The sequence below is a fragment of the Gracilimonas sp. B-17 genome (genome assembly GCF_056857935.1).
On sequence record NZ_JBSXOA010000009.1, the window covers coordinates 100,883 to 117,637 of the forward strand.

At 42.5% G+C, this 16,755-nt stretch carries 9 protein-coding genes; 4 read left to right on the forward strand and 5 right to left on the reverse strand.

The features are described from left to right. Positions 1 to 69: 69 nt before the first annotated feature. The 3 genes from AC13FX_RS02165 to lhgO all read right to left on the reverse strand — a co-directional run bounded on the left by AC13FX_RS02165 (position 70) and on the right by lhgO (position 5,022). Positions 70 to 795, reverse strand: a complete 726-nt coding sequence (locus AC13FX_RS02165) for a hypothetical protein (RefSeq protein ID WP_482878781.1) — start codon at positions 793 to 795, stop codon at positions 70 to 72. A gap of 161 nt (positions 796 to 956) precedes the next feature. Beyond that, positions 957 to 3,812, reverse strand: a complete 2,856-nt coding sequence (locus tag AC13FX_RS02170; protein WP_482878782.1) for an FAD-binding and (Fe-S)-binding domain-containing protein — start codon at positions 3,810 to 3,812, stop codon at positions 957 to 959. Between the two features lies 1 nt (position 3,813). Next, positions 3,814 to 5,022, reverse strand: a complete 1,209-nt coding sequence (gene lhgO, locus AC13FX_RS02175; protein ID WP_482878783.1) for an L-2-hydroxyglutarate oxidase — start codon at positions 5,020 to 5,022, stop codon at positions 3,814 to 3,816. Positions 5,023 to 5,176: 154 nt separating this feature from the next. Between lhgO and AC13FX_RS02180 the strand changes: the two genes are divergently transcribed. Then, positions 5,177 to 5,704 (forward strand): TlpA family protein disulfide reductase, encoded by a 528-nt coding sequence (locus tag AC13FX_RS02180; protein ID WP_482878784.1) that lies wholly within the window; start codon positions 5,177 to 5,179, stop codon positions 5,702 to 5,704. 5 nt (positions 5,705 to 5,709) lie between these two features. Further along, complete coding sequence (ahcY, locus tag AC13FX_RS02185) at positions 5,710 to 7,023, forward strand: adenosylhomocysteinase (RefSeq protein ID WP_482878785.1); 1,314 nt, start codon at positions 5,710 to 5,712, stop codon at positions 7,021 to 7,023. A gap of 102 nt (positions 7,024 to 7,125) precedes the next feature. Here the strand turns inward: ahcY and AC13FX_RS02190 are convergent, their stop codons facing one another. Next, entirely contained in the window at positions 7,126 to 7,470 is a 345-nt protein-coding gene (locus AC13FX_RS02190; protein WP_482878786.1) for an STAS domain-containing protein, read from the reverse strand. Positions 7,471 to 7,639: 169 nt separating this feature from the next. Beyond that, a complete protein-coding gene (locus tag AC13FX_RS02195; RefSeq protein ID WP_482878787.1) occupies positions 7,640 to 9,196 on the reverse strand; it encodes a sugar porter family MFS transporter in 1,557 nt (518 codons plus the stop codon). Positions 9,197 to 9,843: 647 nt separating this feature from the next. On the opposite strand from AC13FX_RS02195, the gene AC13FX_RS02200 reads away from it, so the two are divergent. Beyond that, positions 9,844 to 13,329 carry a GAF domain-containing protein gene (locus tag AC13FX_RS02200; RefSeq protein ID WP_482878789.1) on the forward strand — a complete coding sequence of 1,162 codons (3,486 nt, stop codon included), beginning with the start codon at positions 9,844 to 9,846 and terminating at the stop codon, positions 13,327 to 13,329. Position 13,330: 1 nt separating this feature from the next. After that, entirely contained in the window at positions 13,331 to 16,750 is a 3,420-nt protein-coding gene (locus AC13FX_RS02205) for a sensor histidine kinase (RefSeq protein ID WP_482878790.1), read from the forward strand. Positions 16,751 to 16,755 lie beyond the last annotated feature (5 nt).

The window sequence follows — 16,755 nt, forward strand, 5'->3', positions numbered from 1 at the left end:
TATCTTACTACATTAACTAATCACGGTCATAAAATCGTACTGACAAGCAACGTCGCTGGATCTGATGCTCTAAAAGCCATTGGACTGATTCCATTCCTGAAACCACTCTTTATCATTCAGTTCATCCTTTTGACCCAAAATTCCAATTTTTACCTCAGGTGTTATACCGTAGTACCATCCTTTTGCCACTGTAATATGAGCGGGGCCGGTTTTCCTTCTGTACATCATAAGAATATCAGTTGATGTAGGATATGGAGACACTGAATTTATACTTTTACTGATCTTGGTACGAGTTAGAATATCTGGATAAAATACATCTATCCTTTTGTTAAGCATTTTCCATTTTATGATCTTCTTTTCCTTCACATCGATCACAAAATGAAACTCACCTCCAAGATAGTAGGGCTCGCCTTCCTTCCATTTTGGCAAAAGATAAACAGAATACTCATTAAGTCGGTAGAAATTGACAATTACCTCATATTCAAATTTTGAGTCAGGCACATCTACTTCCTGTATTGCCAATTTTGCCGCAGTGGCCATTTCAAAAACTTTAGTAGTATCAGTTCCGTTAGCTTCTATCTTTTGGATTGGGGATCTGTTTGTATCAAAAACAACTTCTGTATTGAAATAAAAGTGATCTGATTTTAGCTCCCCAAAGTATACTTTCCAAGTCTCCCAATCCATTTCACCAGTTTCATCTTCCTCATAAACAGAAATACACGTCTTGTATCCCTCAATGGTATTGGTCTTACCTGTAAATGCTTCTGCCCTTTTACAGGTACTATCATGGAGCATGAGACTCGATGCCTCGTTATGTAAATATTGAAGCCATTTTTCCTCAGGTTTATCTGAGCTTAGACGCTCAGGAACCCAAGTTTGAGCAAGTAACATTGATGAAATAAAATGCATTAGAACAATCAAAAGTAACAGCTTTGTGATAAACCGGATTTTCATATTTAAGATTGTTTAGTAATCATTCTATGAATAAGTGTTACCGGATGCAAAGCCTTCCTATCCACCCCATCTTTGATCTGATGTCGGCATGAAAATCCGGGGGCACAAACCTCATCTTCCTGATTATTCCGTAATGCCGGAAACAGAACCAACTCTCCAATATCCTGTGAGACTTCATAATGATCTTTTTCGTACCCAAAGCTTCCGGCCATTCCACAGCAACCTGTTTCAAGGACCTCCACCATATACCCGGCTGATTCCAGGGCCTCTATCGTAGGCTCATTTCCAACCAGCGCCTTGGCATGGCAATGCCCATGCAGCATGATCTTTTTGGTTTTATCTGACTTTGGAAGACGCTGGTTATTTTCTGCTATAAACTCTTCGAAGGTATAGGATAACTCTGCAAGCTTGTTTGCAAGAGGCAGCTGATCTTCCTTGCATAACTCAAGGAATTCATCCCGAAGGGTAAGTATCTCTGAAGGTTCAATGCCGATCACTGGTATACCTTGGTCAACATACTCCTCAAATTCAGTCAGTACATTCAAAGCTATGGCTTTCGCCTCCTCGAGAAACCCTTTCGAGAGTTGGGGGCGGCCGGATTCCATAGCTTTTGGAATGATCACCTCATACCCCATTTTTTCAAGTACTAGCACGGCATCCATTCCGATCTTTGGGTCATTGTAGTTCGTGAACAGATCGACAAACAACACCACTTTTTCATCAGATCTCAAAGCTCCATTTTTCTGATGCTTTTTGAATAGAGAGCGAAAAGGCTTTTGGGCAAACTTCGGAAGATCCCTGCGGGAATCGATACCAAACACCGTCTCAAAGATCCATTTTCCCGGAGCGGATCCGGTAAAAAAGTTAGACAGTGACGGCGTAATTGAAGCAAGAGGAAATAGTTTACCGGCGTTTGCGAAGAATTTTTCCTTTAGCATGGAGCCATTCTCCTTGTGCCAACCATTCATGAACTCAGCCTTCATTTTGCCCATGTCCACGTTGGCCGGACATTCACTTTTGCAGGCCTTACAACTCAGGCAAAGATCCAGTGCCTGTCGCAATTCTTCTGAAGCATAACCGCGAGGGTCATCTCCGGAAAACACTTGCCTGAACAAATTTGCCCTGCCTCGTGTTGAATCTCTTTCCTCTTTTGTTGCCATATATGAGGGGCACATAGTTCCACCACTCTCAGCCAACTTGCGACATACTCCGGCTCCGTTGCACAATTCCATGGCGCTCCCAAAATCACCTTCCTTACGCCATGCAAAGACCGTATCAGGTTCCGGCCTTTTGTAACCAGGCGAAAACCTCAGATCAGCATCAATAGGTTTGGGATCCACGATCTTTCCGGGGTTGAAAATGTACTGCGGATCCCAGATCTCTTTTACCTGCTTCAGCACCGGCACCATTTCATCCCCTAAGATCTTATGAATATAGGGAGCCCGAACCCGACCGTCACCATGTTCACCGGATAGCGACCCGTTATATTTTTTCACCAGATCTGCAATCTCTTCTGCCATGACTTTCATGGTTTGCAAACCGGATTCCGTATTAATATCAATTTGAGGTCGCAGGTGTAACTCCCCTACAGAAGCATGGGCATAGAACACACAATTTGTATCATGATTATCCAGGATAGCCCGAAATTCCTTCACATATTCAGGCAAGTCTTTCACCCGAACCGCGGTATCTTCGCAGAAAGAAGGAGAACGACCGTCTTCTCCCAAACCCATTAGCAGACCTAATCCGGCTTTACGCAGATCCCAGACTCTCCTCATCTGGTCTGATTCTGTGATAACAGGATACGCGTAACCCAAATTTTTCTTCTGTAAAACACTGGTTAATTCCTTTGCCTTGCTCTGAAGTTTAGCAGGATCATTCCCTTCAAATTGAGTGATCAAAATGTAGCGTGGTTCATCTTCCAGAAAGAACCGATTCTTACGCTGTTCAATATTTCCCTTGGTGGCATCCATGATAATATGGTCGACCAGTTCTACCGCGGCAGGCTCAAAATTCACGATCTCAACTGCTGCCCTCATTGTATCTTCAAGTGAATTGAACTGAGGTACCACGACCAGTTTATGCTCGTCTTTTGGAACCAGATTCAATTTTGCTGAAGCTGTTAAAGCGAGTGTCCCCTCACTCCCACACAATATCTCGCAGAGGTTGAATTTTCTACCATCGGGTTCAAAAGGCTGCATCTCCAATAATTTATCCAACGCATACCCGGTATTTCTGCGGATGATCTCCTTATGCGGATAACTTATTTCAATAAGTTCCCGGTTTTGCTCAAGCAGATTTAGCATAGACCGGTATATATGGCCCTCCAGATCATTTTGCTGTTTTCTGATTTCCAGTTCTTCAGCAGTGAGAGGCTTGAATACAGCTAGTGACCCATCACTAAGAATGGCCTCGATCTCAACGGTATGTTCGCGCGTAGTTTGGTACTTGATAGAGAATGACCCGGATGAATTATTCCCGATCATCCCACCGATCATACAGCGATTGGTCGTAGCGGTATCAGGCCCAAACAGCAGTTGATGTTTATCGGCTTCACGGTTCAACGTATCACGGATCACACCCGATTGAACATGTGCTGTATTTGATTCGGGATCCAGCTTTATAATATCCGTCATATAGCGAGATACATCCATAATGACCCCACCACCGGTTGTTTGCCCGGCTAAACTTGTGCCTGCACTCCTGGCAGTAATACTGAAATTTTCCTGATTGGCTTGTTTAACGAGAGCCTGGATATCCTCAATGGTTTTGGGGAAGGAAACACCCTCGGGAACCTCCTGATACAAAGAAGCATCCTGCGCATATAATTTACGGGTAAGGGAGTCACGACTGATCATTCTAGTTTCCGTAATCAAAATTATCTTCTACTTTTCTAACGATCTCATCCCCTATGGCCAATCCAGCCGTTGCGGCAGGACTCGGTGCATTTAACACATGAATTTGTCGGCCGGCTACTTCAAAATAGAAATCATCCAGGATCTCCCCATTGCGTTGAAGTGCCATTGCGCGAATACCCGAAGGGGACACTTTAAGGTGTTCCTCCCGAACTTCAGGGATCAGTTTCTGGAGTCCCTTTACAAAAGCTTTTTTTGAGAATGAACGACGGTACTCATCCAATCCCATTCGCCAGTGTTCTTTTGCCATTTTCCAGAATCCCGGGAAATTCAACGTTTCAATAGTATCTCTCAGGTCGAATGAGAGCTTGTTATAACCTTCTCTCTTGAACGCGAATACTGCGTTGGGGCCGCATTCGATCCCGCCTAAAGCCATCCTTGTAAAGTGAACACCTAAAAATGGGAATTCAGGGTTTGGTAATGGATAGATGAGATCGTTGACCAAATATTCGGCTTCCGGTTTCAGGTCATAGTATTCACCTTTGAAGGGCACGATCTTAACCGGGGATTTTACCCCACCACTTTTTGCAACATGATCAGAGTACAAACCCGCACAATTTATCAGGTAGGATGATCTGATCTCTTCCTCTCCAGCACTGACTATAAGTTCCGTTCCTTGTTCGGCTATCCCTGTAACCTTTCGATTGAATCTTACTTCACCATTACCGGCTTCAAGCAACTTCTGAAGAACTCTACAAACACCGGCATAATCCACGATACCGGAACATGGGACATGGATCGCAGCGACTCCATTAACATGTGGTTCCAATTCATTCAGCCGATCTTCACCTATCAATTCAATCCCTTCGATCTTATTTTGAAGTCCCCTCTCGTAGATCTCTTTCAACTTAGGAACTTCAGACACATCCGTGGCAACGATCACTTTCCCGCAAATATCTATTGCTACATCATTCGCATGGCAAAATTCTACCAATTGATGCCGGCCATCTACACAATTTTTAGCCTTATAACTTCCGGGTTTATAGTAGATACCGGAATGAATGACACCAGAATTCTTACCGGTCTGATGAGCTGCAACCCTGTCCTCTTTTTCAAGAACTAGTATTTTGCAGTCAGGATATTTGAGTGAGAGTTTATATGCCGTCGAGAGGCCTACAATGCCGGCCCCTACAATTGTAAAATCGTACTTCATATCACTAAAGATATGATTATTAAATCAAAAATTGACCCTTCTTTATTCATTTACCCTAATCGACCAGTTTGTGGTTTTAGTTCATAATTCACGAAACTAAACCTTATCTTAATTTGGTTATAATCGCAACAAAGCTACTCAAACAACATTCTGTATGGAAAAACTTATTTTACCAATCTTTGGATTGATCTTAATAGGGCTATTATCTGCATGCGATGCACGAAAAAACCCCAGGGACCTGAGTCAACAGGATACTCATATTGATGAGGTGATCTGGAATGCCACCTTTTATGACCTGGAAGGAAATGAAGTCTCCATTAAAGATTTTGCAGGAAAAGTAGTCATGGTCGATTTCTGGGAAACGTGGTGTAGTCCGTGTTTACAGGTTTTTCCTGCTATGGATTCTCTGCAAAGAGAGTATAACGATGATTTTGTCATGCTTGCAGTGAATCTCAATAATTCCGATTCTGAGGAGGATGTTGTTAATTTCAAGAACAACAATGATTATACATTTAAATATATATTGGATAAAAACAGAGTTGGAGCCGAGGTTATCACGTTAGGTATTCCCTTTAAGGTCTTTATTGATCCTGAAGGATACTTGATAAAATCTGAGTTGGGACTATCCGGTAATGATTATAACGATGCAAAAGAAATTATTGAACAACATAAAACATCATAAACAACATGCCTGAAGTAAAAGAAGAGAAACTACCATATAAAGTTAAAGACATATCTCAGGCCCATTATGGTCGGCAGGAGATCGAACTGGCTGAAGCAGAAATGCCAGGATTAATGGCACTGCGTGAGGAGTACAAAGATGAACAACCATTGAAAGGGGCCCGTATCGCAGGTTGCCTTCATATGACCATACAAACGGCTGTTTTGATCGAAACTTTGATCGAGCTCGGAGCTGATGTCACATGGTCATCCTGTAACATCTATTCCACTCAGGATCATGCCGCTGCCGCAATGGCAGAAGCCGGTGTTCCGGTTTATGCCTGGAAAGGTATGACTGAAGAAGAATTTGACTGGGCAATCGAACAAACCCTCTACTTCCCCGATGGTCAGCCATTGAATATGATTCTTGATGACGGCGGAGACCTAACAAACATGGTGCTTGATCGATATCCGGAATTGGTGGATGGTATCAATGGTATTTCTGAGGAAACTACAACAGGCGTTCTGCGTTTAGTAGAGCGTGAGCGAAAAGGAACCCTCACTCTACCTGCCATCAACGTGAATGATTCAGTAACCAAGTCAAAATTTGACAACAAATACGGCTGTAAGGAATCAGCAGCTGATGCTATACGCCGTGCCACAGATGTAATGATGGCCGGAAAAGTAGCCGTTGTTGCCGGTTATGGTGATGTAGGTAAAGGTACTGCAGCCTCACTCAAAGGTGCCGGCGCCCGCGTGATCGTGACCGAGATAGACCCGATCTGTGCATTGCAAGCCGCGATGGATGGCTTTGAGGTCAAAAAAATGGACGATGCCGCTGAGGAAGGTGATATCTTTGTTACTGCAACCGGTAATAAGGACATCATCAAAGACCGACACTTCAAGAAAATGAAGGATAAAGCCATTGTGGGTAACATTGGTCACTTTGATAACGAGATCGATGTTGCATGGCTGAAAAAGAATTCAAAAGAAGAGAACATCAAGCCACAGGTTGACATATTTACACTTAACGACAGTGGCAAACAAGTGGTTCTGCTTTCACAAGGTAGATTGATGAATCTCGGTAATGCTACCGGACATCCATCATTCGTAATGAGTAACAGTTTCACCAACCAGACACTGGCTCAGATCGCACTTTGGAATCGGCCTGAAGAGTTTGCCCCAGGTGTTCACGTACTACCGAAATCACTGGATGAAAAAGTTGCCCGGCTGCATCTATCCAAGATCGGTGTAGAACTGGAAACACTGACTGAAGACCAGGCTGAATATATTGGTGTTCCGATCACCGGACCCTACAAGTCTGATCAGTATCGCTACTAGTTAATTAAAAATAAAAAAACCGTTTGGTAAATTATCCAAACGGTTGATCCAATATAATCTGGATCCTGCATTGGTCATACAGTGCAGGATTTTTTTATATATTTATTTTTTCTCGAAATGAGCCACAGCCTGATCCAGAGTCCGGAAATGATTGAACACCTTAATTAACTGTGTTACCATTAATAAGCTCTCGATCTTTTTATCTGCCTGGCAGATCACCAATTCTCCGCCTGCATTTTTCATTGTGGTCAGGCCTCCAATGAGTATCCCCAGCCCGGAAGAATTCATAAACTTCACTTTACCCAGGTCTACCACTACTTCCTTTTTGCCTTGCTCAATAAGTTTATGGAGTTCATCCCGGAAAATCTCAGCATCAGGTCCCCCCATAACATTACCTTTTAGTTCGATAATGACGCAATTATATTTTTCCGAAATATTGTAATTCATACTATTCCTATTTGATTTAATTGAATGGCAACAAAATAAAAAGCTGAATTAAAATCCACCTACAACTCCGCTCTTCGATTTGATAATACAAAAAATCTGCTATTTTAATCGGGTAAAATGTGGGTATTCATTAAGTATCCTTTTTTGAAGCATAAACCAACTCACTTAATTATTTAGCCAGATAGATCTCTAATTCCTCCAGAGATTTGCCTTTTGTTTCAGGTACGATCCAGATCACAAATAGCAATCCCGCGGCTGCAAATACACCGTAGATCAAAAAAGTAAGGGAACTGCCAAGGTTTGCCAGCTCCCAGGGGAATACCAGTTGCACTCCAAAGCTAACTCCTGAGTTGATCAGCCCGACAAATGAAATAGCTAATCCCCTTATGTAATTAGGGAATATTTCAGAGAACAGCACCCACATCACCGGACCAATTGATATGGCAAAAGAAGCCACAAACCCAATAATTCCGATCAATATAAGGGTCGCATTGATATCTGTTGCCTGAGTGATAAGCTGTGACTCATAGCTTTGAGCCATATCTTCTCCTAAGGTGTTTGCAAGAGCCTCTTTAAACGCCAGGTCACTTTCATAGGTCACCCCTACCATTGGGCTTATCTGCTGCTGGTTGATGGCTTCAGGGAGCTCGATCACCGTTTCAGGCTGAAGCGTATAGGTGGCTTTATCGAACTCGTAGGAAAGAATAAACATGCACAGAGCAATGCCCGCTAACCCAAATATAAGTAACGGCTTACGCCCTACCCTGTCAATAAAGAGTATGGCAAGAACTGTAAACACCAGGTTGGTCAGTCCAACAAGAATAGCCTGCACAAAAGAAGCATCGGTCCCGATCCCCGATTGTTCAAATATCATAGGGGCATAAAAGAAAACCGCATTGATCCCTGTTATTTGTTGAAGGATCCCTATTACTACGCCCACCAGAAGGACCAGCTTGAGCGCCGGTTTGAACAGATCAAGTATGGAGCGTTTATTCTGATCTTTCTCAGCCTCAAAACTTTCTTTAACGGCGGAAAAGGCCTCCTGAGCCTTTTCTTTGTTGTTTACTTTATTCAATACTACCTGAGCTTCTTCGTCTTCTCCTTTCATGATCAGCCAACGTGGACTTCGAGGTACAAAAAACAGTCCGACGAAATACAAGACCGCAGGCACAGTTTCCAGGCCTAACATCCATCGCCAGTTGTAGGCGTCGATCTGCAGGGTCTGCACCCAGGATAGATCAGACTTGCCCAGCTGCAGGATCATATAATTGGTAAAAAAGGCTACCGATATACCCAATACAATATTCAATTGGTTCAATGAGACCAGACTCCCCCTGTTTTTAGCCGGAGCCATTTCAGCAATATACATGGGCGCCACTATTAGTGAGGCGCCAACTCCCAATCCACCGATCATTCGCGCGATCACTAAAAACATAAACGAGGGAGCCAAAGCAGAACCGATCGCTGAGATGGTGTAAAGAATAGCTGCAGCACTCAAAACGCGTTTTCTGCTGAACTTATCACTTAAAGGACCTGCTATGAACATTGCAACTGTAGAGCTTAGTGTAAGGGAAGCAACGGCCCAACCTAATTCTATCTTAGAAAGATCAAATTCAAGTTCTATGAATCGGTTTACTCCCGATATAACGGAAGCATCAAACCCCATGAGAAAGCCGCCCAATGCCACAACCAATGATACCGCATAAACATATTTTTTATCTCGCATACCGAAAAATCTATTATCGCTGATTATGAGTTGAGAGTGATTCTGCTGAAAGTATTTGTTTTAGTAAAAGAAATGAAATATAAATACCTGAGAAGCAGCGTATTCAAATTAATGCAAATTATTGATCGCAAATAAATTGTTGATGAAGTTAATTTATTTAAGGGTCGCCTCTTGTCATCTGGCCTTACCCAAATTCAAGAGTGATTTCTGATAACACTTACTTTTAAATTAGCCTTTTAACTCATTTTAGCTATATTCATCACATAATTACTTTCCGTCAGTTACCATGGGTATGATTCAAAAAGCTTTCTCCTGAATCTTTTTTGAGCCTTTCTACCGTAGTCATGATAATTCAAAATGGGTATTTAAATGAAGTTGCTATGGTTTCTATCCAAACGGATAGAGATGAAACCGGGTAAGACCCCTCGTTTTGTTAGGGTTTATATGTAAATGAAAACGATTCTGCACCAGGAGTATACTATGAAGTCTCTTATGAGATAAATAGTAAATAAAGGAACCGGCTTTGGGCCTAGTAACACCAGGGACATCATAAAAGCACATGGAGGCAAACTACTTATAGATACCAAGATCGATAAGGGTTCTACTTTTACAGTGGTACTCTAAAACCATCATTTTTTCCAAAAGCCATGTCAAATAATCAACAAATTGCTGAACAACTAAAGCAACGTGAGGCTGAACTCGCTGTCATCAATAGTGTACAGGAAGCGCTGGTAGCTGAAAAAGAACTGGATGACATATACACCCTGGTTGGGGAGCGTCTTCGAAAGTTATTTGACGCTCAGGTAACCGGCATCTATTCGTTTGACCATGAGACTGAACTCGAACATTTTAAATATCTGTTTGAAGATGGTGAAAGATTATATCCTGAATCACGCCCCCTGAATAATATTAGAAAGTGGATCATTTATAATAAATCCATTTTACATATCAGGGAAAATGCGGATGACGCCATCTTTAAGATCACCGGGGATAAACATGTGGCCGTTCCCGGAACACGTTTGCCAAAGACCTTACTATTTGTTCCTCTAACCATCGGCAATACGGTTATGGGGTGCGTCAGCTTGCAAAACCTGGATCGTGAACATGCATTTTCAGACTCAGATGTTCAGTTGTTAAGCACCTTATCCAACAGCATGAGTGTAGCCCTTGAAAACGCCCGCCTGTTTAACGAGACTGAGCAACGTAATGCCGAGCTGGCTGTGATCAACAGTGTACAACAAGGCCTGGTTGCCGAAATGGATATGCAGGGCATCTATGACCTGGTTGGAATCAAAGTCCGGGATCTCTTTGATTCTCAGGTCACGGCTATTGCCACCTTCAACCATGAAAATCATACCGAAAGCTTTAAATACTTATTTGAAAATGGCGAAAGGTTATACCCAAGTTCCAGACCCTACGACAAAATCCGGCAACGTCTGATCAATACCCGAAAGTTGATCAATGTAGAAGAGAATGCCCGGGAGGCTTACACAACCATTACAGGCCAGTCACCTACAGCAGTCCCCGGCACAAAGTTTCCGAAATCAATGGTCTTCGTTCCCCTGGTTGTCGGTGAAACGGTTCGGGGTTATGTCAGTCTTCAAAACCTGGATCGTGAACATGCGTTTAGTAGCGGTGACGTACGGCTATTGAGTACGCTGGCAAATAGTATGAGCGTGGCTTTGGAAAATGCCCGCCTGTTTAACGAGACTGAGCAACGCAATGCCGAATTGGCTGTGATCAATAGCGTGCAGCAGGGCTTGGTTGCTGAAATGGACATGCAGGGCATCTATGATCTGGTTGGAAATAGAATACATCAATTATTTGATGCTCAGGTGACCGGTATTGTGACTTTTGACCATGAGGCCAAGACAGAGGATTGGAAATACCTATTTGAAGACGGGGCGAGAATGTACCCCAAAGTAAGGTCATATGATAAGATCAGAGAAAAGATCATTCATGAAAAAACCGTCCTGAATATTCAGGAAAATGCTGCTGAGATACTCTCTAAGATCAAAGGAGAAAGAATTAAACCGGTACCCGGTACCAGGTTGGCAAAATCAGCTTTATATGTTCCAATGACTGTGGGTGAAGTAGTAAGAGGTTATCTGACTCTTCAAAATAATGACCGTGAACATGCTTTCAGCGATTCTGATGTTAGGCTATTGAGTACTCTGGCAAATAGCATGAGTGTAGCTATTGAGAATGCGAGGTTATTCAATGAAACTACACGTCTTTTGGCCGAGACCGAGCAACGTAATGCCGAACTGGCTGTGATCAACAGTGTGCAGGAAGGGTTGGTTCGCGAAATGGATATGGAAGCTATTTATACCCTGGTAGGAGACCGAATTTGTGATGTCCTGAATACCTCAACCATGTTGATCCGCACTTTTGACCACGAAAAAAGTCTGGAAAACTGGGAATATGCCATCGAAAACGGTAAACGGCTTTATATGGAGCCAAGGCCCTTCATTTGGGCCAACAAACATATGATAGAACATCAGAAACCAATCTTTATAAATGAAGATTACATAGAGACAGCAAAAAAATACGGAGATACTGAGGCCGGTATAAGTAAGGGCTTACCACCAAAGTCAGCCATTTTTGTCCCAATGATCGTTGGTGATCAGGTCGTCGGTTCTATCAGCTTGCAAAATGTGGATGAGGAACACGCCTTTTCAGAGTCTGACATTCGCTTGCTCACCACACTAACCAACAGTATGAGCGTGGCCATCGAAAATGCACGTTTGTTCAATGAAACATCCAGACTCTTACAGGAAACGGAACAACGTGCCGCTGAACTTCAAACCGTAAATAGTATCAGTAAGGCTATTGTATCACAATTAGAAGTGGATGCCTTATTCAAACTGGTAGGTGATAAAATGAAGGATACCTTCAAGGCTGATATTGTCTATCTGGCTATTCATGACCAGAAAACCAATATGCTTCACTTCCCCTACTATTACGGTGATAAAGCAGAATCCCGACCATTTGGTAATGGGATCACTGAAAAGATCATCACAAGTAAAGAGCCGCTTCTGGTAAATCAAAACCTTGATGAAACCTATGATAAGATAAAGGCAGAGAAAAAAGGAAAGATGGTAGAATCTTATCTTGGAGTTCCTATTCGGGCGGGTAAACATTCACTGGGTGTGATAAGTGTACAGAGCAAAGAGCAGGAAAACAGGTTCAGTGAATCTGATCAAAGGCTGCTTTCAACCATTGCGGCCAATGTGGGTATCGCGATCCAGAATGCAGAAGCCTACCAGAAGTTACAGTCAGCCCTTGAAGAGCTGAGAGCTGCGCAGGAACAACTGGTTCAACAGGAAAAACTAGCGTCTCTTGGTCAGCTTACTGCCGGCATCGCACATGAGATCAAGAATCCCCTCAACTTTGTAAATAATTTCTCAGAGCTATGTATAGAACTGATCGATGAAACAAAAGAAGAACTTTCAGCACTTAGCGATCAACTCACCACAAAGGATACCGAAAGAATCAGTGAAGCTTTTGATATTCTTGGTGACATTGATACAAACCTCAGGAAGATCCATGAACATGGAACGAGGGCTGACTCTATCGTAAAATCCATGCTTGAGCACAGCCGTGGGGGAACAGGCAAGGTAGCTCCGAGTGACCTGAACGCATTGGTCAAAGAATATGTAAACCTTTCCTTCCATGGAATGCGGGCCTCCAAAAAGCCTATCAATGTAGACCTGAAATATGACCTGGATGATGATATTGGAATGGTGCCGCTTATTGCAGAAGATTTTTCCCGGGTGATCGTAAACCTTTGCAACAATGCCTTTGATGCGATGCGTGAAAAACTGAATTCTGAATCCGAATTTCAACATTCAGAAGAATACACACCGCAGCTAAAGATCCGAACAAAACAGTCTGATACAAGCGTGATCCTTGAAATTGAAGACAATGGGCCCGGCATTGCCAAAGAAGTGAAGGATAAAATTCTACAACCGTTCTTTACCACAAAGAAAGGTACCCAGGGAACAGGTCTTGGACTTAGTATAACGAACGATATCATCAAAGCCCATGCGGGTAACTTATCCATCTATACCACACCAAATAAAGGAAGTACATTTAGTATCATACTACCGGGAGAAACTCGTAATGATTGAAATGTCTAGCATAAATAGAAATCTGAAGTTTCTCGCTTACCTGATTTTAGCTCTCCAATCCCCCGACTTGGTAGCTCAAAGTATGCCATTTACTCACTATACTCCTGACCGTGAGGTAAATCCCCTGCCTTCTGCTGAGGTTCATAACATATATCAGGACAAGATTGGTTACTTATGGTTTTCTGTTTACTCCTCTGGATTGGTCAGATATAATAGCAGTAGCATGGAGTTATATGGTATACAAGATGGGCTTCGAGATCTGTCAGTGTGGGAAGTTAGTGAGGATTCAAAAGGCAGGCTTTGGGTTACTTCAAATGCCGGATTGGTTGCTTCTGAAAAACCACTAACAGACTATGAAACGGGGGAATCTGTTAATTTTGTAACAGAAATTGACGGAATTGGACTTTTTGATCGCTCCGTGAATCTTAATAAAATGTCTCTTGATAGTCAGGGCAGACTGTGGGTGGGTACAGATAACCTGGGGATAATTAGATATAGCTATTCATTATCTGGAACATTTACCGCTGATACCATATCTACTGTGATGCCGGAGAAGAGTGAGAATTCTCCTGTACGTGCAATTGAGGCTGCCGGCAATGGGAATGTTTGGGTTTCTTTACCAGATGGTGTATTGCTTCTTTATGACAAATCCGGAGAATACGCTGCATATAAAACCGAAGACTCAGCAACTATAAATGCATTATACATAGACTCTGAGTACAATGTTATGGGAGGCGACCAAAAGGGACGACTGTGGTACAAGAATAATACTGAAAACAGGTTAGCCTTTGAAATAATAGATTCGACTCTCTCAAGTAGTATTATAGATATAACAGCAGATTCCAGAGGAAATATTTGGGTTTCAAGTGAGGGCGATGGAATACTTAAGATGTCTCAAATTAATGAAAGCCTGCCATCAAAAGAGCGGATCGAAATTTTAGATGGCCTTCTTAGCAATGTTGTATATAATGTGTTTGAAGACCGGGAAAAAAATATCTGGATCGCACAGTCAGGTGGTGCTTCGAAACTTAGATACAATTATGGTGCCTTCAAAAACCTAACATCGACCTCCTTTTCCGGAGAAGAACCAATACTACCGGGATCATCAATAGGGAGTGTCCATTATGCAGAAATAAGCTCGTTTGATTGTAACTTTTTTGCCGGAACAAGTGAGGGTGGGGTTGCCTGTATAACAGATGAATATCATTCAGTGGCCATTGATCAGAATATGGGATTGCCAAATAATTGGGTCAATGGATTAGAATCTGATGATTCCGGTCGGATATGGATCGGTACTACCAGAGGCCTTAGCAGTATTTCATCAGTAGAAAAGCCTCCACTCAATGACATAGCTTCTACGAATGAAATTCAACTCTTTGAACAACCAGCTGTATTAACCAATTACAATACCTCAAGCATTCTTGCCGCTGAAAAAATTAAACTCAGGCTTAAAAGTACAGAACCGAATGCTGTTTCTACACTTTGGTTTCCCGGATACCATGAAGTGTATGTGGTAGCTGAAGAAACACTTTACACGATTGGGCAATCAGTTGGACTTCCTCCGGTGATCTATCATTCTGTAATTACAGATGATAAAGGATATCTTTGGTTAGGAACACGAGATCGTGGCATATACCGTTCTAAAGAGCCTTTTTCCCTTCAAGTTCTTAAAATGGTAACAACTACAGACGATCCGCTGGATCTTTTTGATCAGGTATGGTCTACTGAAAACGGTGCTCCAAATAATCAGATCGAAAAAATGCTATGGACAAACGACCTGGTTTGGGCTGGTAACTCTGCTGGTCTTCATGCATTAGATCCAACCACTTTGGAGATAAAATATTTAGTAAATGTTGAAGATGGATTGCCCGCCAACAATGCCACCAGCTTTGAAATTTCACCTACCAGCCAAAACTTATGGGTTGGAACAAACTTTGGGCTCGCCGAGATAAACCCTGCTTCCGGAAAAGTTTTAAGAACTGTGACCCGGCGAGATGGACTCATTGATAATGAAGTATGGTACTACGGTTCCGTAGATATTGATCAAAGTGGTGTTGTTTATTATGGAACAGCCAAAGGAGTAGCAATTTATGATCCTGAAATGGACTACAGAAATGTCGAACCTCCGATGGTAATAATTGAAAAAGTTGTAACAGAAGAAGAGCAGGGCGAGCGCAATCAATTTACTTTTCATTATTCAGCATTAAGCTTTGGTAACGAGCGTGGCATCAGTTATCAGACCCGTTTGCTTGGATTTGAAGACGAATGGTCTTCTATGAGAGACCAAACACGAATAAATTATACCAACTTGCCAGCTGTTTTCCTGCCGAAAGAGTATACCTTTGAGGTTCGCGCTGTTAATGAAAGTAATATAGCTTCGCTTTCGCCGGCAACCTACTCATTTTTTGTATCCCCTCCGATGCTTCTTCAATGGTGGGCTTTTTTACTTTATACGATCGTTTTAATCAGCGGAGTTTGGACTGTAGATCGATATCAAAGGAAAAGATTAGTTCAAAAAGAAAGGGAAAAAGTCCGGGAAAAAGAATTGGAACAGGCAAAATCTATAGAAGAAGCGTATAAAAAACTGGAAGTGACCCATCAGAACCTGAAAGAGGCTCAAGACCAACTGGTACAACAGGAAAAACTCGCCTCCCTTGGCCAGCTCACCGCCGGTATTGCCCACGAGATAAAGAACCCGCTGAACTTCGTGAACAATTTTTCGGAGCTGTCAGTAGAATTGATCGAGGAAATCAGAGATGAGGTAATGGCGTATCGCAATGTGCCCTTACAGGACCAAGGCATAGAAGAGATATTGGAGTTGTTAAAAGGCATCGAAGTCAACCTTAAAACCATCCACAAGCACGGAAGTCGTGCCGATTCCATTGTCAAATCGATGCTGGAACACAGCCGGGGCGGTTCGGGAAAAATGGAGCCGACCAATTTGAATGCCTTGGTAAAAGAATTTGTCAATCTCACCTTTCATGGAATGCGGGCCAACAAAGATGCTATCAATGTAGATATCGTCTACCAACTGGATGAAAATACTGGGACCGTGCCACTCATCGCTGAAGATTTTTCCCGTGTCGTCATAAATCTAACCAACAATGCATTTGATGCAATGCGGGAAAAGCTGTCAACTTTCAGCGATCAGGCTTCAGATGGTTATGAACCTGAACTTACGGTTCGAACTAAGGCTGAAAGAGGGGAAGTCTTTATCGACATTGAAGACAACGGGCCCGGAATTCCCAAAGAAGTAAAGGATAAAATTTTGCAGCCATTCTTTACCACAAAAAAAGGTACCCAGGGAACGGGGCTTGGACTTAGTATAACGAATGATATCATTAAAGCTCATGGGGGGAACTTAACCATCAATACCACACCAGATAAGGGAAGTACGTTTAGAATTTCAATACCGCGGTAGCAGCA